General features: G+C 57.6%; 3 protein-coding genes and 1 tRNA gene. 1 reads left to right on the top strand and 3 read right to left on the bottom strand.

Annotated elements, in window-relative coordinates; genetic code table 11:
* Positions 1–237 (top strand): hypothetical protein (locus M729_RS1000000139100; RefSeq protein WP_210163525.1); only part of this gene is annotated, 237 nt, incomplete at its 5' end.
* Here the strand turns inward: M729_RS1000000139100 and M729_RS0130310 are convergent.
* From M729_RS0130310 to M729_RS1000000139060, 3 genes are all read right to left on the bottom strand, one after another.
* A complete protein-coding gene (locus M729_RS0130310) occupies positions 176–427 on the bottom strand; it encodes a GIY-YIG nuclease family protein (RefSeq protein ID WP_024505909.1) in 252 nt (83 codons plus the stop codon). The genes M729_RS1000000139100 and M729_RS0130310 overlap by 62 nt on opposite strands.
* Positions 428–522: 95 nt before the next feature.
* Positions 523–613: transfer RNA gene (locus M729_RS0130305), tRNA-Ser, on the bottom strand.
* Positions 614–852: 239 nt separating this feature from the next.
* A partial coding sequence (locus M729_RS1000000139060) for a hypothetical protein (protein WP_198032153.1) occupies positions 853–1,140 on the bottom strand: 288 nt, incomplete at its 5' end.

Here is a 1,140-nt window from a genome sequence, read left to right as displayed (position 1 = left end):
GACGGCGTCGGCGGCGCGCGCACCGGAAACTGCGATCAGGGCCGCAGCGGAGCCGAGGAGAAGGCTCTTGATGTTCATTTTCTGACCTCCAGTCAGAATCGAGTGCGGAGGTCGCCAAAACCCAGCTCTCAGGGCATTTTTTCTTTCTATTTCAGATGGATAGGGAAAAAGGCCTTCAGCGGGGCTCTGTTCGCCAAAACCGTTTGCTCGCGAAAGCCTTGCCCGATCCGCTCTTGAAATATCGCTCGAGTTGCCGTGCGTTGGCCTCGGTTTCGACCGCGATATAGGTCTTCAAGGCTGCGGGCAGATAAGCCTTGGTGGAAGTCACCTGGCCCAAACGATGCGATTCGAAACGGCGTCGAAGGTCGTTTGTCGACCCGACATAGATATCGCCGTTATGGAGCTGCAGGAAGTAGACGTACCACATGGTCCCCCTACGCTACTTCGTAGCTTCGGGCGACACTCCTACGCCCAAAATGCGGTTCCGGGTGGCCTGCCACCCGAAGCCCGCAGGGCGTAGGGTGGCGGAGAGGATGGGATTCGAACCCACGAGAAGCTTTTGACCTCTACTCCCTTAGCAGGGGAGCGCCTTCGACCACTCGGCCACCTCTCCGTTGCGGCGGTGGATAAAGAAAAGCGCCGGCACAATCAACAAGCCCGCATCATTATATGCAAAAATAAGAAGGCGCCGAACCGCGATCTTCCATGGATGTGGCGGTTCTGCGGTTGTTTCTGGCTAGCGACTCGGGAACTCGCCATGATTCCGTCGGTCCATCGCCGGATTCGCCGGCAAACAAGGGCTTGCAGTGGCCTGATGGTTAACGAGAGGTTTCTGAGTGAGGCCAAATCGTGTCATTTGTGCAACAACGCCAGGGGATAGCAGCCAGGCAGCCCTTTCACCGGTACGATCGTGGTTGAACGCCGCCGTCCCATGAGTAATGTCGATTTCGAAGGAGCGGCGCGGTGCGCATCTTTTTCGGTAGTGGGGATGGGGCAGGGAACGCTGTCCTTCAGCAAAGAATACCCAGACCCGTTTTTTAACTTTTGACTGGAGGTCAGAAAATGAACATCAAGAGCCTTCTCCTCGGCTCCGCTGCGGCCCTGATCGCAGTTTCCGGTGCGCGCGCCGCCGACGCCGTC

It is taken from the genome of Mesorhizobium sp. WSM1293 (assembly GCF_000513875.1).
GTDB classification, from domain to species: Bacteria; Pseudomonadota; Alphaproteobacteria; order Rhizobiales; family Rhizobiaceae; genus Mesorhizobium; species Mesorhizobium ciceri.
Note: the sequence above shows the minus strand (reverse complement) of the source record. Positions and strands in the feature narration are given on the sequence as shown.

Excerpts from the sequence above, each read along its gene's own strand:
- M729_RS0130310 (WP_024505909.1), bottom strand. The coding sequence starts at position 427 with ATGTGGTACGTCTACTTCCTGCAGCTCCATAACGGCGATATCTATGTC.